Below are 20439 nucleotides of genomic sequence, written 5' to 3'. Positions count from 1 at the left end.
CTCAGGCCAGTGCGAGGAACAGTTTCTCGAGTTCGGCTTCGGTAAGAGGGTCCTTGCCTTCGGCACCGGTCATGCATTCACGCAGACCGGAGGCAACGATCTTGAAGCCTGCCCGGTCGAGTGCCTTCGAGACCGCGGCCAATTGGGTGACTACGTCCTTGCAGTCACGGCCGCTCTCGATCATCGTGATCACTCCGGCGAGCTGGCCGTGAGCGCGGCGCAGTCTGTTCAATACGAGCGCAATGCTCTCTTCGTCGCCGGTCATCGTGGCCCTTTCTCGAATGTTCGTACTCGGACGAGAGTACCCCGGGGGGCATGGCGGCCGATCGTGAAGGATTCTGCTCGCGCAGCGAACAGAATCCTTCACGATCGAAGCCTCAGAGTGCGCTGATTGCGGCGCGTAGTTTGGTGGCCGCCTCGGTCGCGACCGCCTCGAGTCCGCTTTCGTCGGAAACCTGCACCATGACATCCGGATTCATGGCCTCGACGTAGAACGAATCTTCGGCCGACGTGTCTTCGCGAACCACGACATTGCACGGCAGCAGTAGACCGATTTGGCGATCGACCCCAACGGCGCGGTGCGCGAGCTGTGGATTGCAGGCACCCAGGATCAGGTACTTCTCCATGTCTTCACCGAGTTTGGCCTTGAGGGTTGCTTGCATGTCGATTTCGGTGAGGATGCCGAAACCTTGATCCGATAGGGCTCCGCGAGTGCGGGCCACGACGTCGTCGAATGTTCCGCTGACCTTGGTGCCAAGAGCGATATCCATGGGAGTTCTCCTTCTGTCGTCTTCAATTCAGCATACCCCTAGGGGTATCTGGTAAACAGTGATGTCGGGTACATGATCTAGCCGTGCGAGAAGCTGATCTTCGGCAGAACCCCGCGCAGCCACGTGGGTGACCACCACGCCGCCTTGCCGGTCAGGCGCAGCGCAACCGGAAGAAGAACCAGGCGGACGAGGACGGCGTCGAGTACGACCGCGACGCCGAGGATGATTCCCATCTCCTTCGGCGGCAAGGGGTCTGCCAACGCGAAGGTGAAGAATACGGCCACCATCACGGCAGCCGCTGCTGCGATCACTCGGCCGGAGTGCGCCAGTCCGTCGATATGAGCGATCTTGGGATCGCCGGTTCGCTCGTAGTGTTCCTTGGCGCTCGAGAGGAGGAAGACGGTGTAGTCCATCGCAATCGCAAAGATCATCGCGAAGAAGAACACCGGACCCCACCCGTTCAAGAAGCCTTGAGGTTCGAAGCCGAGCAGGCCGGATCCGTGGCCGTCCTGAAATATCAGCTTCGCGACACCGAATGCCGCGCCGGTGGACAGCAGACTCACCAGCGTGCCGATGACGGCGATGAGCGGTGCCTGCAGTGCGATCAGCAGTAGGGCGAATCCGAGTGTCAGAATCACGGCAATCACGATCGGCAGGTAGTCGTTCAATGCTTGCTGAAGATCGAGATTCTCGGCTGGGGCGCCCCCGACACGCGCAGATTCGGGTAGTCGCTCTCGCAGGTCGGCGAGGATGCTCTCCATCGCGGGATCTGACGGGTCGACGCTCGGAACCGCCTGCAGCATAACCAGATCAGAACCATCTGCCGAGGGTTGTGCCGGAGTGAGCATCGCTATGCCGTCGACGGATTCGGCAACGCGTGCTGTCCCTTCTGCGTCCTCGGCGGTCGTGACAATTTGCAGCATTCCGGGAGCGCCGTCACCGAACTGCTGCTGTACCAATTCGTATCCCTGGCGGACCGGAGCGTCCTCGGGAACCACCGCGATGGACGGCATGGCCACTTTCAGTCCGAAGACGGGGATGATGAGCGCAATCAGAATCAGTAGTGCACCGATGCCGAACGGCCAGGGATGCCGGTGCAGCAGTGACGCCCACGACGCGAACAGTGGGGAACGGTGTTGCTGGCGCCGCGCGTACGGGAGTGAGCCGGCGTTGACCTTTGCACCGATTGTGCCGAGCACTGCAGGGAGCAGGGTCAGCGTTGCAGCGAGAACGAAGATCACTGCGAGCATGATTCCCACCGCCATCGTGCGCACTGCGGGTGCGGGAACGATCAGAACCGCCGTGAGGCTGACGAGGACTGTCAGGCCGGAGAGAACGACGGCTTTGCCTGCGGTGTCCATTGTTTCGGCAACAGCGGCTCGGGGGTCGGGGTTCTTTCGTAGCGCGTCGCGGAATCTGGCAACGAGGAACAGGGCGTAGTCGATGCCGAGTGCAAGGGCAAACATCATCGCGAAGTTCATGGCCCACACCGAGATCGGCGTGATCTCGTTGAGAATCACCAGTCCGCCGGCCGACGCGACGAGACCTGCGAGGGTCAAAAGCAGTGGCAATCCGGCTGCGACCAGGGAACCGAAAGCCAGCACCATGATCGCGAGAGTGACTGGCCACGACATCATTTCGGCCTTGATCATGGCTTCGTGATTGGCCTTGTTGAAATCGCTCCACAACGCCGACGCGCCGGTCGGGTACACCTCGATCTCGTTGGTCGAGAGGTCGGAGAGTTTTCCTCCGAGTTGGTCGATGGCGCTCACCATGTCGTCTGTACTCGCGTTGGCGCCGGCAATCAGGATGCCGGTGTGTCCGTCGGGGCTGATCGTCATGCCGGGTTGTGGTGCGACAACGTCACCGAATCGACTGTCTTCGGCGAACAGTGCCGTTGCGCGGGCGAGGGTGTCCTGCAACTCCGGATCGCTGATCTGCTGCGAATCCGAATGCACGACAACCTGGACTGCGGCCGAGGAATTTCCGCCGAAATGCTGCTCTGCCAACTCCCGGACCTGTACCGATTCCGACCCGTTCGCTTGCCAACCTGCGCCGGCCAATGACGTGAAGACACTTGGTGCTGCGGCGCCAAGTGCCACGAGGGCGATCAACCAGATGCCGATAACCCAGCGGGTATGCGTGGCCATGGTGCGTCCGAGTCGGGCGAGTGCTCCGTCGCGTGCGCCCTGGTCGGGTGGCGCCGAATCGGCGCTTGTTGCGGTCGTCATTCCAACTCCTGATACGGGTGGGGGTATTTGCGAATTGCTTTCATGTATACCCCTGGGGGTATCTTGTTGTCACATCTCGGACCATGAGAAGTGCGGTACCGATGTCGGCTTAGGCTGTCGGCGGAGAGCGGCTGAGGCGTCGATTTCGGCCGGAAGATGAAGACACTCGTTCGGAAAGTGAGGAGACGCGCATGGATGCATCGGATTGGGACGAGCGGTACAGAGCAGTGACGCAGCCGTGGGGGATCGACCCGGCCGGAACGGTGGCTACGCGTGTGGCCGACCTGGACCCGGGAACTGCCGTCGACCTGGCGTGCGGCGACGGGCGTCATGCCCGCTGGCTGGCGGAGCACGGTTGGTCGGTGACCGGTGTCGACTACTCGTCGGTGGCGATCGACCGTGCGCGGTCGGCGGACGTGGACAGTGCCGTCAAATGGGAAGTCGGTGATGCGACGTCATGGACAACGGAAAGTGACGTTGACCTGGTTCTGGTGAGCTTTCTGCATCTTCCGCTCGCTGAACTTGTCGACACTTTGCGACGCGTCGCCGGGTGGGTCGCGCCGGGTGGGCGAGTGATGTACCTCGGGCATTCGATCGAGAACTATCACCGAGGGGTCGGCGGTCCGCCTGAGCCGGACATCCTGCCGGGCATTTCCGATCTAGCGCGAGCTGCCGAAGGCTTCCGCGTCTATGCGCTCGAACATGTGGTGCGTGCCCAAGATGACGGCTTTGCGATAGATATTCTGCTCGAGTTCGGTCCGTGGGACCGGCGCTGAACAGGCGATTCGCACCCTGGCCGACAAACTATGACGTGCGTCGCATTGTGGCAGGGCGCCAAGCGCTATGCGATGGGTCGACATGTTGATACCCTCACCTAATTAAGGATAGCCTTTGCTTCTGACTTGGGATCGATGATCGGCCGCCTGGTCGTGATGTCGGGGATGGACAACCTGTATGAGTGAATCACCGAGTGACTTCAGTGCTGCATCTCTCACTGTCGATATTGTCGGAATCGGGTTCGGCCCCGCCAACCTCGCCTTGGCAATCGCAATCGAGGAACACAACGCAAACTGTGCAGCAGTTGATCGTGTCACCGCACGATTCTTCGAGAAGCAGGACGAGTTCGCCTGGCACCCGGGAATGCTCCTCGACGGAGCCACTATGCAAATTGCCTTCCCCAAGGATTTGGTGACGTTCCGCAATCCCCAGAGCGGATACAGCTTCTTCTCCTACCTTCACGAGCACGGGCGCCTCGTCGATTTTGTCAATCACCAGACTTTCTTCCCGACGCGTCACGAGTTCAACGATTACCTGTGCTGGGCCGCTTGTCGGGTTGATGCAGACGTGAGTTTCGGAACCGCGGTCGAAGCAGTCGACGGAAATCGAAACGGCGACGGCATTGTCGACCGTTTCGACGTTCGGCTAGACGATGGGACCGTGGTCACTGCGCGAAACGTCGTGGTCGCTGCTGGTCTGGTGGAGCGGATTCCCGACTGGGCGCAACTGTCCTCCCGCTGTTTCCACAACCATCAGTTCCTGTTCCATCTCGACGCGATGCCGGCACCGACACACAACCGGTTTGTTGTCCTCGGCGCAGGCCAGAGTGCCGCGGAGATCGTCGACTACCTGCATTCCCACTACCCGAACGCAGAAGTGCACAGTGTCTTTTCTCGTTACGGATACAGCCCCGCCGACGACAGTCCGTATGCCAACCGCATCTTCGATCCGGAAGCCGTCGACGCTCTGCACGGTGCAAGTGCCGCCGAGCGTGAGCGGATTCTGGCGCTGCACCGCAGTACCAATTACTCGGTTGTCGACATCGAATTGATCAACAGCCTCTATGCCACCGAGTATCAGGAAATGGTCCGCGGTCCGCGCCGGTTGTTCATGCACAAGGCGTCGGAGATCACGAGTGCCACCGAATCCGAATCCGGCATCGAACTGACCGTTCGTAGCAATCTCGACGGACTCACCGAGACACTCGAGTGCGACGCACTGGTCCTCGCTACCGGCTTCACTGCGGCCCCGCTGGATACGTTGTTGGGCGATCTCGTGTCTGATTCGTCCGTTCCGCGTACCGTAAGTCGGGACTATCGTATGGCTGTAACGGATGACGTGACGGGCGGTATCTACCTGCAGGGTGGTACGGAACGGACACACGGACTGACGTCGTCGCTGTTGTCGAACGTCGCGGTACGTGCAGGCGAGATTCTGGCGTCCGTTCTGAGCAACCAGAAGACGACCGGTGCGCTTGCTAGTCTGAGCGCACAAGAAACGTACGTAACAAGTGAGGCGAGATGAGCACTAATCCTTTCGATGACGAAGACGGACGCTTCTACGTGCTGGTGAACGACGAGGACCAGCATTCGCTGTGGCCCACGTTCTCCGAGGTCCCTGCGGGCTGGCGTGTGGTGTTCGGCGAAGAGAGCCGGGCAGCGTGCCTCGAGTACGTGGAGAAGAACTGGACCGACATGCGTCCCAAGAGTCTGCGCGAGGCGATGGAAGCAGACCAGGCTGCAGCAGGACGCAGCTCGGAGAGCTGATCCGTTCCTGGAACACGCGACAAAAGCTGGGCACCGACATAGGTGCCCAGCTTTTCGCGTTCGGCTAGTTCTACCTGCTGGCTGCCGGCGTGCGGCGTTTCCGCTTTCGGACCATGGGACGACGCAGTGAGTCCACACGCATGAGAATCCGGGGGCGTCGTAGCGTACGGGCCACCCACTCGCCGAGTGTGACGCCCGCGGCCAATGCGCAACCGATACCGAAGGCCGACAACAGGGCAGTCAACCCGACCAGCACCTGATCGTTGAGCAACGAATAGAGCCCCTTGTACAGCGAGAGACCGGGAAGCAGTGGCGTAATGCCTGCGACGGCCACGACAAGCGGCGGAGTCAGTGCCCGGCGCGCCATCAAACCACCGGCGAGGCCGACGACCGTCGCTGCGATTGCAGCCGCGATGACTGGCCCGACGTCGAGTGTCTGCACGTAGATCGAGACACCACTGCCCGCCGCGCCGCCGAGGAAGGCGGCTGTCAACGCTCGCCTTTCCGCATAACAGGCAAGTGCGTAGAACACCGACGCGAATGCGCCGGAGAGCATCAGCACCGGAAGCTGGGTGATCGGGGAGGCTTCGACGTTGATCGGTGGCAACGTCGAGCCCAACATTCCGGTGACGCGCAACGAGATCGCGACGCCGGCGATGATGCCGCCCGTCATCATCACGACTTCGAAGAAACGTGCCACTGCGGTGATGGGCGCGCCCATGATTGCGTCCTGCACCGAGCCGACCAACGACAGCCCCGAGAGCAGAACCACCACCCCGGCCGCGATGATCAGCGACGGTCTGATGCTGATCCCCAACTGTTCCTGAAAGGTGTACAGGGTTGCGGCCGGGGCAGCGGCGATCAGGCCGCCCATCACCTGCTGGAAGAAGAACGGCAATCCGAAACGGTTGAGAACCCGGTTAACTCGGTCGATCACCATCGTCGTCAGGAATGACACCGTGGCAACCAGGAGTCCGCCGCCGAGGAGCACGGACACCGACGCGGCCATCGCAGACCACGCCAGAGTTGCGGTCCAGCGACTGTACGGATGGGGCGCGGTTGTGATCGTCGTCAGTGCCTCGTGGGCCTGATTCGGGGTGATGGCCTCGCGTCTGATGCGACGCGTCAGACGGTCCACCGCAGCGAGGCGGGTGAAGTCCATCGAGCGGTAGTGGACGATACGCATCGTGCTGGCCGGCGGGCGGGTCGGTCCTCGATACGCGGACAGAACGATCGAGTTGTACGTGACATCGACATCGCACTGAGCCAAACCGTAGGTCGCTGCGATGAACTGAACCTGTTCGGCGGTGTCCATCGCCGCCGTTCCCGATGCGAGGAGCACCTCGCCGACCCGAACTGCCAGGTCGAGGACTTCGGCCACCACTGCGTCGTCGGTCAGGTCGATCGGTTGTAGAGGCGCGGGTGCCGACGTGACCGTGTCCAGCGTGGCCTGGCGGTGGCCGGTCAAACGGTCGAGGGCCTCGGCGAGTTTCGACATCAAGGGCGGCGCGTCGGTGGTCGACTCTGCGGGGTGCTCATGGGGCCCACGGTATCTAATGTGACCCGCGCGCGGCCACCGTGACGGCTTGGATATGATGGCTCCGCAAAGATCGTTCGCGGCGACGCGTGCGACTTCGCCTCCTTAGCTCAGTGGTAGAGCACTCGCCTTGTAAGCGAAAGGTCGTCGGTTCAATCCCGACAGGAGGCTCCAATACAGAGGGCGTCCACCCGGCAATCAGCCGAGGGGCGCCCTTTTTGGTGGTGGACCTAGTTGGCGGACGGCCTGGTGTCGTGGGTATCCGCGTTGGCCTGGCTCGGGTTGATCGCAGCGGCGATGTGTTGTTGCGCGACTACACGAAGTTTGATGTTGCTCGTCTGGGATTCTTGGATGAGGAGCGAGAAGGCGTCGTCGGCGGTGACGTGTCTGGTGCCCATGATGATGCCTTTTGCCTGCTCGATCACGCCTCGGGATTCGAGGGCGAGTTCGAGGTCCCTCGTGCGTGCTCGGGCAAGCTCGAGTCGATGCGAACTGCGCAACGCGAAGTACGCCGTGAGGGCAAAGAGTTCGATGATTGCAGCGTCGGCATCGGTGAATCCGTACTGGTCGCGGCTGTACAGATTCAGTGTCCCGAGCGGTTGCCCCTGTCCGGGGAGTGGTGCGGAGAGGAAGCTCGATACTCCGGCACGCCGCGCCTCACCGGCAAATTGCGGCCAGCGACGGTTGGCTTCGCTGGAGTGTGCGTGCACGACACATGAGGCGTGGGCGGATTCCACGGCGGGCCCGACTCCGAGCTGAAATTGCAGCTCGTCGACCGAGTGGACGAGATCGTCGGTCGCGGCGACGGTGCGATGGGTGGAGTCGGACTCGGCGACGGTGATGCCGGCATGGTGGGCGCTGTCGATAATGTCCACGGCATGGTTGCAGATTTGCTCGAGGAAGTGCCCGTCATCTGTGTGCTTATCGGGTTGCGCATAGAGTGAGCGCAGGGCGTCGGTGGTTGCCCTCAATCGGGCTGGAAGTACGAAAGTGCCTGCACTGTAACCGGTTCCATGGCAAATATCGGCGTGTGGCGGCGTCATAACTTGCACACCCTTCTTCCAGGCCCGCAAATTCGGGTGATTTGTCCCATTCTCGCACCTGGATACCTGGTCTGCAGTCTGTTTAGTCGCGGAACGAGTGGATTGCCGTCGGATTCGTTACCTTTGTCACGAATCAGACATCGAGCATATTGGCTGGTGACGTTTGGCGACGCGCAGAAATGGGTATGCGCCAGTTCGCTCTAAATCTGTTGTGCTGCAACACATCCGTAAGAAGTTGCGACTGTAGTACAAGATTCTTCGTCAAGTCCCCGGATGCTCCGTGCATGGCCTATTCTCAGCGCCAGCGCACAAACTTGTACGTGTAACCCGAAGACAGTGAAGGGGATACGACAATGAATGGACTTATTGCCGCATTGAACAGCGGATTCACCCTCGGCCTGGCGAACACGATCCTGACTTTCGGCGGAATTATCGTCAATCTCAATATCGTGATCAATAACTGACTCCGCGAAACTACTCTGTTATGCAGGTAAGAACCCGTTATGCGGGTTCGATGCCTACATCGGATATCGGCCGCTCGCTCTTGCCTTTGAGCCATCGGTTGGGGAGCTTTCCGGCAAGTTCTCCGAGTGGGCCCACCGCAGCACTCAGTACCGCGACGGTGTCCTGAAGTATCTCGATGCTCGCACTCATGCGTTCGAGGTTGGGGGCCAATGACGTCAGAGTGTCGGAAAGGGCAACAATCTGATCGAGTGGACCACCCTCGGCGATAAGTCTTTCGAATGCGCCGTTCTCTGCGAGCAGCGTTTCGAGGATTCCGTTTTCTGCCAGTGCGCGATCGATGACGCCGTTCTTTGCGGTGAGGCGCTCCACCGCGCCGTCCTGGGCCGTCAATCTTTCCAATGGGCCGTCTTCGGCCGTCATCCGGTCGAGTAGCCCACCGGGTGCAAGCAGTCGCTCCAACGCGCCGTCCTCGGCGAGCACTCGGTCCAGCGGGCCGCCCGGCGCGAGCACGCGTTCGAGCGGGCCACCTGGAGCTAGAAGGCGTTCAAGTGTTCCGTCCGGTGCAGTCAACTTGTCGACAGGACCGCCGGGGGCCAACAGTCGATCGAGTGGCCCGCCGGCGGCGAGAGCCTGCCCGATGGGACGGTCGTCCGCTGTCAGTGACGACAACTGTTGAATCATCTGCAACGGCCCGCGCGGATTTGCCAGAGATGCCGCGCCGACCGTCGCGGCGCTTGGGTTCGAGATGACAACTCGTACGGTTGTCACTGTCAGTTCGGCAATACCCAGGCTGATTTCTGCGGCGGCGATGCCCGCGCGCACGGGTAGCGTGAGTATCTCGACCAGTCTCATTGAATAACTGTAACCGGTCACACACAAATACTCGCCCGGATAATGCGAGCGTCAGTGCAGAAGAACGTCAGTGCAGAACCTTGAGGCCGACCACCGCTCCGATGATGACCAGAATCAACAGGACTTTGACGATCGACGAGGACTCGGTACCCGTGATCATGGCGTATCCGACGGTCAGCGCGGCGCCGATGCCGACCCAGATTGCGTACGCAGTGCCGATCGGAAGCGTCCGCATTGCGTACGCAAGACCGGCCATGCTGACGATCAGACCGAGTATGAACACGATGGTGGGTGACAGCTTGCTGAATCCATCGGATTTGCCCAGTGCGGTGGCCCACACAGCTTCGAAGATTCCGGAAATTACGAGCACGATCCATGCCATGACGAACACTCCTAACACCGTCTTGTCGCTGGCCGGGTACGGTGTGCTCGTCCGGATGTCGTTACCGACTTACTTCACGATAGCAACGGAACGCAGGTCGAAGGCTGATTCGGGCGGTCAGACCAGTCACATCCGAAACCGTTCACAGGAACTTCCCAGGGAACACGCAGCGTGAATCCAGTAGGAGGGGAGAAGATCGTTTTTGTGATCGATAAGCCAAGTGAAGCCCGCATCCTCGTTGTCGACGACGAGCCCACCATCGTGGAGTTGCTCTCCGTGAGCCTCCGTTTTCAAGGTTTTGAGGTTGCCACCGCATCCAGTGGTGCCGAAGGTCTCGACGTGGCGCGAACATTCCGTCCCGACGCGATCATCTTGGACGTCATGATGCCCGGAATGGATGGCTTCGGACTGCTGCGACGGTTGCGTGCGGACGGCGTCGACGCACCGGTGCTTTTTCTGACAGCGAAGGACGCGTTGGACGACAAGATTACCGGCCTCACGTTGGGTGCTGATGATTACGTGACCAAGCCGTTCAGCCTCGAGGAAGTGGTGACGCGGTTGCGCGTCATACTGCGCCGAGCAGGGCGCGGAGTTGCGCCGGAGCAGTCCCCTCGGGTTACGTTCGCGGACATCGAACTTGACGACGACACGCGTGAAGTGTGGAAGAACGGAGAGTTGGTATCGCTGTCTCCGACGGAGTTCACTCTGCTGCGGTACTTCATGGTCAATGCCGGCACTGTCCTGAGCAAGCCGCGCATCCTCGATCACGTCTGGAACTACGACTTCGGCGGCGAGGTGGGTGTGGTCGAGTCCTATGTTTCCTACCTTCGACGCAAAGTCGACACGGGTGAGACTCCGTTGATCCACACGTTGCGTGGCGTCGGGTACGTGATGCGCGAACCTCGGCGATGACTTCGCAGTCGCAGACCGAAAAGCCTTCCTCGGGAGGGCGATTCCGTGTGCATGCGCTTCCGCTCCGATTCACGCTTGTAGCCGCGCTACTCATTCTGGCTGGAATGGGTTTGCTCGCATCCGGAGTGGCGGTGACGTCTGCGCTCGAGAACTCGCTGACGCAGCGTACCGATCGGACTCTGTACGAGGCCATCGACGGTTGGGCAAAGCCGCATTCGCGAGATGTCCAGCCGCCCAGCGCCGTCGGCCCGAATACCCGTCCGCCGAGCCCGTTCTTCGTGCGCACGGTGACTGCGGACGGAAAAATCATCACCCTGAACGACCAATCGTCGTCGACCACGCCGGACCTGTCTGTCGACGCGACGAACGGGCCGGTCACGACAGGTTCGACGGACGGTTCGGATGTGAAGTGGCGCGTGCTCTCCACTGTTCGAGACGGAACAACCACCACAATCGGCGTCCGCATGACGGATATCGAGCAGACTGTCGACGACCTGATCGGTCTCCAGTTCGGGATCGGTGTGGTGGTGTTACTCATACTCGGCGGTGCAGCCTACTTCGTCGTCCGTCGTAGTCTTCGGCCTTTGGTAGAAGTTGAGGAAACTGCAGCAGCCATTGCCGCGGGCGATCTCCACCGACGTGTTCCAGAAAGGGACGATCGTACCGAAATCGGTCGATTGTCGGTGGCGCTCAACGGAATGCTGGCCCAGATTCAGCGGGCCTTTGCTGCAACGGAGGCGTCAGAAGAATCGGCACGCCGCTCGGAAGAGCGTATGCGACGTTTTGTCGGCGATGCGAGCCATGAATTGCGCACTCCGCTGACTACCATCCGCGGGTTCTCGGAACTGTATCGCCAAGGTGCCATGACGGATACGGCCACACTGATGAATCGCATCGAAGGGGAAGCGTCGAGGATGGGCTTGCTGGTCGAAGACCTCCTGATGCTCGCGCGACTCGACGAGCAACGTCCACTGGACAACAAGACGGTGGATCTCCTTGCCGTTGTGGCAGATTCGATTCAAGCGGCGCGGGCCATCGCGCCCGATCGGAGCGTCACACTGGCGATGACGGGTGGGCCGGGGACCCCCGAGGTTGTCGGGGATCAGGCCCGCCTGCGCCAAGTAGTCGCGAACCTGGTCGGAAATGCAGTCAAGCACACTCCGCCGGACGCTGAGATCGTCATTCGATTGGGGACTACCGAAGACACTGTGGTCATCGAGGTTTCGGATACCGGCCAAGGGCTCAGTGAGGAAGACGCGGCACGAATTTTCGAAAGGTTCTATCGCGCGGACACGTCCCGCACGAGGGAAACCGGCGGTGCGGGTCTCGGTCTGTCGATCGTGTCCGCGTTGGTCGCTGCGCACCACGGAACCGTCTCGGTGACCAGCGCGCCCGGCGAGGGTGCGACCTTCCGGGTCGAACTGCCTCGCGAGCCCCACGAAGACTGACCTGGAGAGAAAACTGTGTAGCATCCACTGCGCAACACCACTCGAACGTTGTTGGCGCCAGACCGGTCACGAGGTAGTTCCGGGGCGACAAGATCGTGAAAACTGCTGCCGCCGAAGGTGAAAAAAGAACGATTACCTGCGTTATCTTCGAACAAGTCCAGCGACAGGCACTTCTCGACGAACTTGCACGCTTGTACGAGACAAGTGGTAATCGACGTTCGGCGTGTCGAGTGCCACACGCGGAGTGCGCGACCCACCGCTGCCGAGTTCGAGGAAAGTCCGGTCAGGCGACGTAGGACTCGAGGCGGGTTCTCACCAGGGTGTCGATGTCGCCGCGACGCTTCTCCGAGACCACACCGGCAAGGAGCAGTACGAACAACTCGTCGATGCGCTCCGAGAGATCCGCTCGACGCGTCAGCACGTTCGAGACCATTTGCACGCCCGTGAATGTCGCCGTGACAACACGACCTACGGATTCGGGTGTGACGTCTTGCCGGATATCGCCTTCTTGCTGCGCGATGTCGGCCAGCCTTTGAAGTTCTCGAATCCAGGTGAGATAGGGCTCGAAGGGGCCGTCGGCAGTATTGAGCTCCAAGGTGAGTCGGATGCCGGCGCGAACGACTGGATCGGAGATCAATTGTCGAGCGATCTCGTTGCAGACCATGATGACCTGCTCCAATGCCGGGGCGCCGGTAGACGCAGCTGCAGAGAACGATGCCAGGGAAATGCGATGCTGCTCGTCGATGACGGCCTGGGCAAGTTCGTCTTTGGAGGAGAAGTGAAAGTAAACCGCGCCCTTGGTCATCCGTGACGCGGACACGATGTCATTCATGCTGGTGCTGCCGTACCCAGAGATTTCGAAACGGTCAGCCGCGCCGCGGAGAATCTGCTGGCGACTGATTTTGGCGCGTTCCTGCATTGCTTCCGTTCCTCCGAATGGTCCCAACTGGTGTGTCCCGTTGGGCGCTGGTCCTGCGACCAGCGCTCAACGGTAGCAGCGAAACTCGTTGTTGTGCGACAACGTAAACGGACTGTTCGGAATGTGGAAGTGCAGGTCACCGTCAATAAACGGAATAAAGTGGACGGCCGCAACACTGGATCGGACATTGCGGCAACTCTCACAGTTAACCGTCAGCGCGCTGAAACGTTGCTCGTATGTCCGATTTCGCGAAGTGCTGCCTTCAGACGTGCTTGGGCGTCTTCGAGAGATTCAGGCGACGGCGACGGATCGGCGCCACTGATGTCGAAATTTCCCATTGTGTATGCGGGAAAAACATGGACGTGCAGATGCGGCACTTCCAAACCGGCGATCAGGAGCCCGGCGCGCGGCGCGTCGAACGCTTTGCGTACGGCCTGTCCCATCGTGCGTGCAACTGTGGTCACTTTGGCAAAAAGTTCGGGATCGACGTCCTGCCACTGATCTACCTCGGTACGAGGAACTACCAGTACATGGCCCTGTGTCACCGGCGCGATAGTAAGGAAGGCAACGACGTCGTCGTCCTCCCACACAAAACGGCCAGGTAGGTCCCCGTTGATGATGGCGCTGAATACTGAAGGCATAGGTCAAAGGCTATCCCGCACAGTGTTTGGCAGGAAACCCGTCGGTTGGCAGGAAAGCTCGTCGACTGGGAATCTGGTTGCCAGGAAACTCCCAGCCCGTGTCCAGAGTGATCACGGCGTAGCGGGCGATTCTGAGACGCATGACGACAGAAGCCATGCAGACCGTGGGCGCCACGGACGCTGGGGGACGTTCCACGACGGCGGTAGTGCTGGACGTGGTGGTCCCGGTGTACAACGAGGAAGCCGGCCTCGCCACGTGCGTTCGGCGGTTGCGCCACCACCTACGAACCCACGTTCCCTATCCGGCGCGGATAACAATCGCCGACAACGCCAGTGTCGACGGAACATTGGCAATCGGACGCTCTCTCGCCGAGGAATTCGACGACGTCCGAGTTGTGCACCTGGACGAGAAGGGGCGGGGTCGGGCGCTGCGGCAGGTATGGAGTGCGTCCGACGCCGACATTGTCGCGTACATGGACGTGGATCTCTCCACCGATCTCAATGCATTGATGCCGCTGATCGCACCGTTGGTGTCCGGGCATTCGGATATCGCGATCGGATCCCGGTTGGCACGTTCGTCGCGGGTCGTTCGCGGCCCCAAACGTGAGTTCATCTCACGCAGTTACAACCTCATTCTGCGCAGCGCACTGCACGCCCGGTTCTCCGACGCCCAGTGCGGATTCAAGGCGATGCGCCTCGATGTTGCGCGCCAACTGCTTCCGTTGGTGGAGGACACAGGATGGTTCTTCGACACGGAACTGCTCGTATTGGCCGAGCGGTCCGGGATGCGAATCCACGAGGTACCGGTGGACTGGGTCGACGACCCCGACAGCCGAGTCGACATCGTTGCCACCGCAGTTGCCGATATCAAAGGAGTAGTGCGCGTGGGCCGAGCACTGTCGAGCGGATCTCTGCCGCTGGCGGACCTTCGGGCAAGCTTCGGACGGGAGCCGCTGGTTCCCGGTGTGCCACGCGGGATGGTCGGGCAGTTGGCCAGGTTTGCCGTTGTCGGTGTTGTCTCGACCCTGGCCTACGCACTCCTGTACCTCGCACTGCACTCGGTGATGGGTGCCCAGTGGGCAAACGCAGTTGCACTGCTGGTGACTGCGGTATTCAACACCACGGCCAATCGTGCCTTCACCTTCGGTATCCGAGGTTCGGAAGGTTCCGGGCGCCATCAGGCACAAGGTCTGCTGGTATTCGCGTTCGGGCTCCTTCTCACCAGTGGATCGTTGTTCGTGCTGCATTCCGCGGCCCCTGGCGCATCCAAACATATCGAGTTGGCCGTCCTGGTCATCGCCAATCTTGTTGCCACAGTGAGTCGATTTGTTGCACTTCGCTGGGTATTCCGTTCCGCACAACCTGTAGGAGTTACTCGATGACCGCCACTGTCGAACAGGAGAGTGTCGTCGCGCCTCTTCCCGAACCGCCACGTTCCGTGCGCTGGGAGCCGTGGGCTTTGGGTGCGCTTCTTGTGGGTACCGGTGTTGCCTACATCTGGGGGTTGGGAGCTTCCGGTTGGGCGAACTCGTTCTATGCCGCTGCGGTGCAAGCTGGTTCGGTGTCGTGGAAGGCTTTCTTCTTCGGCTCTTCGGACGCGGCCAACTCGATTACCGTCGACAAGCCGCCGATGTCGCTGTGGCTCATGTCGTTGTCCGTGCGCATCTTCGGGCTCAGTTCGTGGGCGATGTTGGTGCCGCAGGCGTTGCTCGGTGTCGGTTCGGTCGCGCTGTTGTGGGCTACCGTTCGCCGGTACTTCGGCGCCGCCGCGGGACTCCTCGCTGGGCTGGTTCTGGCGCTCACTCCTGTTGCCGCACTGATGTTCCGGTTCAACAACCCCGACGCGCTGCTGGTTCTCCTCATGATCGCGGCAGTATGGGCGATGATGAGAGCCGTCGAAGACGGCCGAACCCGGTGGCTCGTGCTGGTCGGTGTGTTCTGTGGCTTCGGCTTCCTGACCAAGCAGTTGCAAGTCATGCTTGTCGTCCCGCCGTTGGCGTCGACCTACCTGATCGCGGGTCCTCCGAAGTTGGGCAGGCGGGTTCTGCAACTGTTTGCCGCACTCGGCGGTCTGATCGTTTCTGCCGGTTGGTGGTTGGCGATCGTGGAACTGTGGCCGGCTGATTCGCGTCCGTGGATCGGCGGTTCGCAAAACAACTCCATTCTCGAATTGACGCTCGGCTACAACGGATTGGGCCGATTGAGCGGCAACGAGACCGGCAGCGTCGGCGGGGGTGGAGCGGCACCGGGTGGCGCAGGCGGCGGTGGCGGCATGTGGGGTACCACTGGCATCACGCGGCTTTTCGAATCGGCCCAGGGCGGCCAGATAGCCTGGCTGATTCCGGCAGCACTCATTTTGCTTGTTGCCGGAATCGTAGTGCGGGGTAAGGCACCTCGTGTCGACACGCAGCGCGCGTCGTTCATCGTGTGGGGTCTCTGGTTGCTGGTAACCGGACTGACCTTCAGCTTCATGGCCGGAATTTTCCACGCCTACTACACGGTCGCGCTGGCCCCGGCGATTGCCGCGCTGGTCGGATCGGGCTCCGTGCTCTTGTGGCGTCGCCGCGAAACTGTGTGGGTTCGTATCGTCCTGGCTGTTTCACTGGCGGCAACTGTGGCGATGGCATGGGTATTGCTGGGACGCGCACCGTCGTTTGTCCCGTGGCTGCGGTGGACCATTCTTGCGGTCGGCATTGTTGCCGCGGCGGCGATGCTGATTCCCGCGATCACTCGGGGACGACTGGCAGTAGCGGTGGTACTCGCGGCGCTGTTCACGGGACTCGCCGGGCCGAGCGCCTATGCGATCGACACGATCAACACTCCGCACACCGGTTCGATAGTCTCCGCCGGCCCCGGTGTTCAAGGTGGAATGGGTGGACCGGGTGATGGTCGCGGGGGATTTGGTGGAGCAGGCGACGGTGGCACCCGACCTACTGGCGGCGCGGGCGCCACCCGACCTACTGGCGGCGCGGGCGCCGCCATGGGTACACCGCCCACCGGAATGGGTCAGGCCCCAGGTGCCGGCGCAACCCCGGGAGTTGCTGTCACGCCGGGGACTGCAATCGACGGCGCTCGAGGTGGCATGGGCGGTTCGGCAGGTGGGCTCCTGCGGGGCAGCACCCCCGGTGCGGCTGTGGTGGAGAAGCTCGAGGAGAACGCCGACCAGTTCACCTGGGTAGCGGCGGCAATCGGGTCGAACAGTGCGTCGGGATACCAACTCGCGACGGAGTCTCCGGTCATGGCGATCGGCGGCTTCAACGGTAGCGATCCGTCGCCGACGCTCGAGCAGTTCAAGCAGTACGTGGCGGACGGGAAGATTCACTTCTTCATCGCAGGCGGCGGAATGGGCGGCGGTATGAACGCCGAAGGAACGGCCACCGCGATCTCGACATGGGTGACCGAGAACTTCACGGCGACCACAGTGGATGGAGTGACTCTCTACGACCTGACGGTCTGACACGCACCGTCGGCGGGGTCGCGCAGTCCGGTCAACCCGATCGGACTGCGCGACCTTGTTCTGTCTTGTGTACCGGGAACCCCCAGGTGGCACACGCTGCGAGACGCACCGGTGTGGGGCCGTAGTCTGTTCACGTGCGCGTACTCGTAATCGGCTCCGGAGCCCGTGAACATGCCCTCCTTCTCTCTCTTGCTCGCGATCCAGGTGTCACGGCCCTGATCTGCGCGCCCGGTAATGCCGGTATCGCCAAGATCGCCGAGCAACACCCGGTCGACGTCGCGTCGGGCGAGGCTGTCACTGCGTTGGCGAAAAAGGTCGAGGCAGACCTCGTTGTCATCGGTCCTGAGGTTCCGCTGGTACTCGGTGTCGCCGATGCGGTGCGAGCAGCCGGTATCGCCTGCTTCGGGCCTTCTGCCGACGCAGCCCGCATCGAAGGTTCCAAGGCTTTTGCCAAGGACGTCATGGCTGTTGCCGGTGTCAAGACCGCTCACAGTGAGATCGTCGACAATCCCGCCAAGCTCGACGAGGCCCTCGATCGTTTCGGCCCCAACTGGGTGGTCAAGGACGACGGACTGGCCGCTGGCAAGGGCGTCGTAGTTACGACCGACCGCGGCGCAGCGCGTGACCACGCTGCCGAACTGCTCGAGAGTGGCCACCCGGTCTTGCTCGAATCATTCCTCGACGGACCCGAGGTGTCGCTCTTCTGCCTCGTCGACGGAGAGACGGTTGTTCCATTGCTGCCCGCGCAGGATCACAAGCGCGTCGGCGACGGTGACAGCGGACCCAACACCGGCGGCATGGGTGCGTACACCCCGTTGCCGTGGTTGCCGGACGCGATGGTCACGCAGATCGTCGACGACGTCGTGAAGCCTGTCGCCGCGGAGTTGGTTGCACGGGGCAGCGGTTTCACCGGCCTCCTCTACGCCGGCCTCGCGATGGGTGTCAACGGACCGGCCGTGGTCGAGTTCAACTGCCGATTCGGTGACCCGGAAACGCAGGCAGTTCTGGCGCTGCTCGAAACGCCGCTGGGCGGATTGCTCAACGCCGCGTCCACCGGCACGCTTGATTCCGTTGGTCCGTTGCAGTGGCGCGACGGCAGTGCCGTCACAGTCGTGATTGCCGCAGAGAACTACCCGGCGACGCCGCGCACAGGTGACGTGATCACCGGAGCGGACGCCGAGGGCGTTCTCCATGCCGGCACAAAAAAGCGTGACGACGGCGCCGTGGTGTCGGCCGGCGGTCGTGTGCTGAGTGTTGTCGGAGTGGGTAAGGATCTTGCCGAAGCACGCGACGACGCCTACGCGAAGATTGCACTCGTGAAGCTTCCCGGTGGGCATTTCCGAACCGATATCGGCCTCGGTGCCGTCGAGGGGCGTATCGCTCTTCCCTGATCCACATCTTCCTTAAGTGACCGGTGAACCGTGTGTTCACCGGTCACTTTTGTTTGAAATGAACGACTGCTCGATGTTACCGACGGGTATTGCTCATCGGAGTTGTTCGGGAACGGTATATCTCTGCGCGGGGGCCAACCGAACAAGAAGGAGTCACTTGAGCATTCGAGCTGGATCCAAGGACCGATACGCGCGTACCACTTCCGGGCTGACGCGTAGAAACTTCCTTGCCGCAACAGGATTAGCTGTAGGCGCTGCCGCATTGTCTTCGTCGTGGACGACGGCAGCGGCCTCGCCCCGACGGGCGCTGAGTGACGGTGACCGCGTTCCGGCCCTGGTGATAGGTAGTGGCTACGGCGGAGCAGTCGCAGCACTGCGATTGACGCAGGCCGGTATCGACACGCACATGGTCGAGATGGGCCGATCCTGGACCACCCCGGGATCCGACGGTAAGATCTTCTGCCCGACGCTCTCGCCGGATGGTCGTTCATTCTGGCTCAGAGATCGCACAGTACAACCGGTTTCGCACTTCTCGGGCGGTTCGATCGACAAGAACATCAGCCGATACGTCGGCGTTCTCGACGCCGAGGACTTCGGTGGGATCAAGGTCTACCAGGGTCGCGGGGTGGGCGGCGGATCGCTTGTCAACGGCGGAATGGCGGTGACGCCGAAGCGCAACTACTTCGAGGAAATCCTTCCCGGTGTCGATTCCGAAGAGATGTACTCGACCTACTTCCCGCGGGCCAACGCTGCGCTGGGTGTGAACAATATCGATCCTGCCTGGTTCGAGTCGACCGAGTATTACGCATTCGCGAGAACCGGCCGGAAGACCGCCGAGAGATCGGGTTACACAACAACATTCGTTCCTAACGTCTACGACTTCAACTACATGAAGCAGGAGGCTTCGGGGGCGGTTGCCAAGTCCGCCCTGGCGTCCGAGGTCATTTTCGGAAACAACGCGGGCAAGAAGTCCCTCGACAAGACCTACCTCGCGGCGGCGTCGGCAACCGGACGCCTGACGATTTCCGCACTGCACGTCGTGACCAGTGTGTCGCCGGCAGCAACCGGCGGTGGGTATCAGGTAGTGATGAACCAGATCAACGAGCAGGGAAACACCGTCGGAACCAAGACGGTTGTTGCCGACAAGGTCTTCTTTGCAGCGGGCAGCATCGGAACCAGCAAGTTACTCGTGTCGATGAAAGCGCAAGGGCAACTTGCGAACCTACCGGGAGCCGTCGGCCAGGAATGGGGCCACAACGGTAACGTGATGGTGGCCCGCGCCAACCACATGTGGGACGCGACAGGGGCAAAGCAAGCGTCGATACCGGTGATGGGTATCGACAACTGGGCCGATTCCACAGCACCTGTATTCGCGGAGATTGCACCGTTCCCGGCCGGGACCGAGCTATGGGTGAGCCTGTACCTGGCAATTGCCAAGAATCCCGAACGTGCGCAATTCCAGTTCAACTCCACCACCGGCAAGGTTGGACTGAATTGGCAACGCTCCCAGAATCAACCGTCGATCACCATGGCCAAGAAGGTGTTCGACAAGATCAACAAGAAGGAAGGCACTATCTATCGCACCGATCTTTTCGGTCCGGTCCAGACGTGGGGCGATCAACTGACCTACCACCCGCTCGGCGGGTGCGTGCTGGGTAAGGCGACCGACAATTACGGCCGGCTTCCCGAGTATCCGGGACTCTATGTCATGGATGGCTCCCTGGTTCCAGGCAACGTCGGTGTGAATCCGTTTGTCACCATTACCGCTCTGGCGGAACGGAATATCGAGAACATCATCGCGAACGACATGCACTAGCTCAGCAGCAATGTGCACCGGGGCATGTTTCT

The 20439-nt window shown here is 61.3% G+C and carries 18 protein-coding genes, 1 tRNA gene and 1 riboswitch; of the genes, 10 read left to right on the top strand and 9 right to left on the bottom strand.

Annotation, left to right across the window (positions count from 1 at the left end):
- Nucleotide 1: 1 nt before the first annotated feature.
- From EEB13_RS24955 to EEB13_RS24945, 3 genes are all read right to left on the bottom strand, one after another.
- Entirely contained in the window at nucleotides 2-265 is a 264-nt protein-coding gene (locus EEB13_RS24955) for a metal-sensitive transcriptional regulator (protein ID WP_033232278.1), read from the bottom strand.
- Nucleotides 266-377: 112 nt separating this feature from the next.
- Complete coding sequence (locus EEB13_RS24950) at nucleotides 378-770, bottom strand: DUF302 domain-containing protein (protein WP_095888281.1); 393 nt, start codon at nucleotides 768-770, stop codon at nucleotides 378-380.
- A gap of 77 nt (nucleotides 771-847) precedes the next feature.
- Nucleotides 848-3001: an MMPL family transporter gene (locus EEB13_RS24945; protein WP_141486495.1), complete on the bottom strand. Its 2154-nt coding sequence runs from the start codon at nucleotides 2999-3001 to the stop codon at nucleotides 848-850.
- A 191-nt stretch (nucleotides 3002-3192) separates the two neighbouring features.
- Here EEB13_RS24945 and EEB13_RS24940 point away from each other — a divergent pair, with 191 nt between their 5' ends.
- The 3 genes from EEB13_RS24940 (at nucleotide 3193) to EEB13_RS24930 (ending at nucleotide 5544) form a co-directional block, all read left to right on the top strand.
- Entirely contained in the window at nucleotides 3193-3777 is a 585-nt protein-coding gene (locus EEB13_RS24940; RefSeq protein ID WP_033232274.1) for a class I SAM-dependent methyltransferase, read from the top strand.
- Nucleotides 3778-3955: 178 nt separating this feature from the next.
- Nucleotides 3956-5302 carry a lysine N(6)-hydroxylase/L-ornithine N(5)-oxygenase family protein gene (locus tag EEB13_RS24935; protein ID WP_045068727.1) on the top strand — a complete coding sequence of 449 codons (1347 nt, stop codon included), beginning with the start codon at nucleotides 3956-3958 and terminating at the stop codon, nucleotides 5300-5302.
- The gene (locus EEB13_RS24930; protein ID WP_033232272.1) at nucleotides 5299-5544 is read left to right on the top strand and encodes an MbtH family protein; all 246 of its coding nucleotides are present in this window, start codon (nucleotides 5299-5301) and stop codon (nucleotides 5542-5544) included. The genes EEB13_RS24935 and EEB13_RS24930 overlap by 4 nt, the downstream gene beginning before the upstream one ends.
- Nucleotides 5545-5614: 70 nt before the next feature.
- Here the strand turns inward: EEB13_RS24930 and EEB13_RS24925 are convergent, their stop codons facing one another.
- Entirely contained in the window at nucleotides 5615-7042 is a 1428-nt protein-coding gene (locus EEB13_RS24925) for a threonine/serine exporter ThrE family protein (RefSeq protein ID WP_033232271.1), read from the bottom strand.
- Between the two features lie 138 nt (nucleotides 7043-7180).
- On the opposite strand from EEB13_RS24925, the gene EEB13_RS24920 reads away from it, so the two are divergent.
- Nucleotides 7181-7255 (top strand) — tRNA-Thr (locus EEB13_RS24920).
- Nucleotides 7256-7311: 56 nt separating this feature from the next.
- Here the strand turns inward: EEB13_RS24920 and EEB13_RS24915 are convergent.
- The 3 genes from EEB13_RS24915 to EEB13_RS24905 all read right to left on the bottom strand — a co-directional run bounded on the left by EEB13_RS24915 (nucleotide 7312) and on the right by EEB13_RS24905 (nucleotide 9823).
- Nucleotides 7312-8124 carry a GAF and ANTAR domain-containing protein gene (locus EEB13_RS24915; RefSeq protein WP_052683578.1) on the bottom strand — a complete coding sequence of 271 codons (813 nt, stop codon included), beginning with the start codon at nucleotides 8122-8124 and terminating at the stop codon, nucleotides 7312-7314.
- A gap of 501 nt (nucleotides 8125-8625) precedes the next feature.
- Nucleotides 8626-9441, bottom strand: a complete 816-nt coding sequence (locus EEB13_RS24910; protein WP_092806344.1) for an ABC transporter — start codon at nucleotides 9439-9441, stop codon at nucleotides 8626-8628.
- A gap of 67 nt (nucleotides 9442-9508) precedes the next feature.
- Complete coding sequence (locus tag EEB13_RS24905) at nucleotides 9509-9823, bottom strand: DMT family transporter (RefSeq protein WP_033232602.1); 315 nt, start codon at nucleotides 9821-9823, stop codon at nucleotides 9509-9511.
- 11 nt (nucleotides 9824-9834) lie between these two features.
- A riboswitch (guanidine-III (ykkC-III) riboswitch) is annotated at nucleotides 9835-9897 on the bottom strand.
- Nucleotides 9898-10027: 130 nt separating this feature from the next.
- Here EEB13_RS24905 and EEB13_RS24900 point away from each other — a divergent pair.
- Both EEB13_RS24900 and EEB13_RS24895 read left to right on the top strand, forming a co-directional pair.
- Nucleotides 10028-10735 (top strand): response regulator transcription factor, encoded by a 708-nt coding sequence (locus EEB13_RS24900; protein ID WP_141486705.1) that lies wholly within the window; start codon nucleotides 10028-10030, stop codon nucleotides 10733-10735.
- Nucleotides 10732-12183 carry a sensor histidine kinase gene (locus EEB13_RS24895; protein WP_141486494.1) on the top strand — a complete coding sequence of 484 codons (1452 nt, stop codon included), beginning with the start codon at nucleotides 10732-10734 and terminating at the stop codon, nucleotides 12181-12183. Before EEB13_RS24900 ends, EEB13_RS24895 begins: the two co-directional genes overlap by 4 nt.
- Before the next feature lie 283 nt (nucleotides 12184-12466).
- Here EEB13_RS24895 and EEB13_RS24890 read toward each other — a convergent pair whose 3' ends face one another.
- Both EEB13_RS24890 and EEB13_RS24885 read right to left on the bottom strand, forming a co-directional pair.
- Nucleotides 12467-13102 (bottom strand): ScbR family autoregulator-binding transcription factor, encoded by a 636-nt coding sequence (locus tag EEB13_RS24890; RefSeq protein WP_033232267.1) that lies wholly within the window; start codon nucleotides 13100-13102, stop codon nucleotides 12467-12469.
- A gap of 212 nt (nucleotides 13103-13314) precedes the next feature.
- Complete coding sequence (locus EEB13_RS24885; protein ID WP_033232265.1) at nucleotides 13315-13743, bottom strand: HIT family protein; 429 nt, start codon at nucleotides 13741-13743, stop codon at nucleotides 13315-13317.
- A 140-nt stretch (nucleotides 13744-13883) separates the two neighbouring features.
- On the opposite strand from EEB13_RS24885, the gene EEB13_RS24880 reads away from it, so the two are divergent.
- The 4 genes from EEB13_RS24880 (at nucleotide 13884) to EEB13_RS24865 (ending at nucleotide 20407) form a co-directional block, all read left to right on the top strand.
- Entirely contained in the window at nucleotides 13884-15125 is a 1242-nt protein-coding gene (locus tag EEB13_RS24880) for a bifunctional glycosyltransferase family 2/GtrA family protein (RefSeq protein ID WP_141486493.1), read from the top strand.
- The gene (locus tag EEB13_RS24875) at nucleotides 15122-17200 is read left to right on the top strand and encodes a glycosyltransferase family 39 protein (protein WP_141486492.1); all 2079 of its coding nucleotides are present in this window, start codon (nucleotides 15122-15124) and stop codon (nucleotides 17198-17200) included. The genes EEB13_RS24880 and EEB13_RS24875 overlap by 4 nt, the downstream gene beginning before the upstream one ends.
- A 134-nt stretch (nucleotides 17201-17334) precedes the next feature.
- Complete coding sequence (gene purD, locus EEB13_RS24870; protein WP_045068740.1) at nucleotides 17335-18591, top strand: phosphoribosylamine--glycine ligase; 1257 nt, start codon at nucleotides 17335-17337, stop codon at nucleotides 18589-18591.
- A 157-nt stretch (nucleotides 18592-18748) separates the two neighbouring features.
- On the top strand, nucleotides 18749-20407 hold the full coding sequence (locus EEB13_RS24865; protein ID WP_033232261.1) for a GMC oxidoreductase: 1659 nt from the start codon (nucleotides 18749-18751) through the stop codon (nucleotides 20405-20407).
- Nucleotides 20408-20439: the final 32 nt, after the last annotated feature.

Source organism: Rhodococcus sp. WS3 (genome assembly GCF_003797085.1).
GTDB lineage: Bacteria > Actinomycetota > Actinomycetes > Mycobacteriales > Mycobacteriaceae > Rhodococcus_F > Rhodococcus_F globerula.
This window is presented reverse-complemented; position numbering and strand designations above follow the sequence as displayed.

What these genes read in the sequence shown, in the direction of transcription:
- EEB13_RS24890 (WP_033232267.1), bottom strand. Translation starts at nt 13,102, where the DNA reads ATGCAGGAACGCGCCAAAATCAGTCGCCAGCAGATTCTCCGCGGCGCG.
- EEB13_RS24905 (WP_033232602.1), bottom strand. Translation starts at nt 9,823, where the DNA reads ATGGCATGGATCGTGCTCGTAATTTCCGGAATCTTCGAAGCTGTGTGG.
- EEB13_RS24940 (WP_033232274.1), top strand. Translation starts at nt 3,193, where the DNA reads ATGGATGCATCGGATTGGGACGAGCGGTACAGAGCAGTGACGCAGCCG.
- EEB13_RS24945 (WP_141486495.1), bottom strand. Translation starts at nt 3,001, where the DNA reads ATGACGACCGCAACAAGCGCCGATTCGGCGCCACCCGACCAGGGCGCA.
- EEB13_RS24875 (WP_141486492.1), top strand. Translation starts at nt 15,122, where the DNA reads ATGACCGCCACTGTCGAACAGGAGAGTGTCGTCGCGCCTCTTCCCGAA.
- EEB13_RS24955 (WP_033232278.1), bottom strand. Translation starts at nt 265, where the DNA reads ATGACCGGCGACGAAGAGAGCATTGCGCTCGTATTGAACAGACTGCGC.
- EEB13_RS24895 (WP_141486494.1), top strand. Translation starts at nt 10,732, where the DNA reads ATGACTTCGCAGTCGCAGACCGAAAAGCCTTCCTCGGGAGGGCGATTC.
- EEB13_RS24885 (WP_033232265.1), bottom strand. Translation starts at nt 13,743, where the DNA reads ATGCCTTCAGTATTCAGCGCCATCATCAACGGGGACCTACCTGGCCGT.
- EEB13_RS24930 (WP_033232272.1), top strand. Translation starts at nt 5,299, where the DNA reads ATGAGCACTAATCCTTTCGATGACGAAGACGGACGCTTCTACGTGCTG.
- EEB13_RS24915 (WP_052683578.1), bottom strand. Translation starts at nt 8,124, where the DNA reads ATGACGCCGCCACACGCCGATATTTGCCATGGAACCGGTTACAGTGCA.
- EEB13_RS24910 (WP_092806344.1), bottom strand. Translation starts at nt 9,441, where the DNA reads ATGAGACTGGTCGAGATACTCACGCTACCCGTGCGCGCGGGCATCGCC.
- EEB13_RS24925 (WP_033232271.1), bottom strand. Translation starts at nt 7,042, where the DNA reads ATGTCGAAACTCGCCGAGGCCCTCGACCGTTTGACCGGCCACCGCCAG.
- EEB13_RS24880 (WP_141486493.1), top strand. Translation starts at nt 13,884, where the DNA reads ATGACGACAGAAGCCATGCAGACCGTGGGCGCCACGGACGCTGGGGGA.
- EEB13_RS24950 (WP_095888281.1), bottom strand. Translation starts at nt 770, where the DNA reads ATGGATATCGCTCTTGGCACCAAGGTCAGCGGAACATTCGACGACGTC.
- EEB13_RS24935 (WP_045068727.1), top strand. Translation starts at nt 3,956, where the DNA reads ATGAGTGAATCACCGAGTGACTTCAGTGCTGCATCTCTCACTGTCGAT.